Origin of the sequence: Bartonella sp. AP65SXKL (assembly GCF_042195725.1) — a bacterium.
Classification (GTDB): Bacteria; Pseudomonadota; Alphaproteobacteria; order Rhizobiales; family Rhizobiaceae; genus Bartonella.
On the sequence record NZ_JBHIOW010000088.1, the window covers coordinates 1 to 760 of the forward strand.

Annotated in this window: 1 protein-coding gene; it reads right to left on the reverse strand. The window is 42.5% G+C overall.

Going from position 1 to position 760, the window contains the following annotated elements; genetic code table 11:
- On the reverse strand, positions 1 to 509 hold a 509-nt coding region (locus ACFIMP_RS09820), incomplete at its 3' end, for an integrase arm-type DNA-binding domain-containing protein (RefSeq protein WP_375686344.1).
- Between the last annotated feature and the right edge of the window lie 251 nt (positions 510 to 760).

Genomic DNA, 760 nt, shown 5'->3' on the forward strand with positions numbered 1-760 from the left:
AGACGCATTAGTGCTGTTCGAGCAGTTCCAGCTTTTGTATGCCAAATAGGGGCAAGGGTATCGCGTATCTCTGTTTGCGTAATCTCTGAAACGGGCAGACAGCCTAATTTAGGGAGAATATGGAGGCGTAAATGTAAAAACCAATTACAAGACTCACCATCATTTTTTAATTCAGCTTTACGGCTTTCAAAAGCATCTAGAGCAATATCTTTTAAATAATGGAGATTGCGCATTGCCTCACGCTTTTGTTTGTTGCGTTCTTTAATAGGGTCACGCCCCTCACGTAAAACAGCCCGCCACCTAGTTGCCAATTCACGGGCTTGTTTTAAAGAAACATCTCGCAAGGCACCCAAGCCCATTTCACGACGACGTCCGTGAAGGGTATACCGTAAAATCCATTGAGCACCACCATCTTTACGCTTATGGAGAAGCAAGCCGGCACCATCATTATATTTGCCAGCCCCCAATGTTGCGACAGCCCTTGCATTAAGACGATTCATAAGAACCATTTTTACTCCTTTCTGCTATAGTTTTTACCCACACATCAACCCCGCTTGTGACGTGCAAGCAAGTGATTTTGATTGATTCAAGATACACAGATTTAAGATGAGAGAATCTTACGTTATTCAGGGTTCTCATTCAATATGAACAGAGCTAGATTATCATTATAAATCAATATCTTGTATCGGGTTATCAAGCGGGGGATATTTTGCCCAATTCTGTTTGGTGTTTAAATCACCGCCCACGTAGTAGTCCAGAA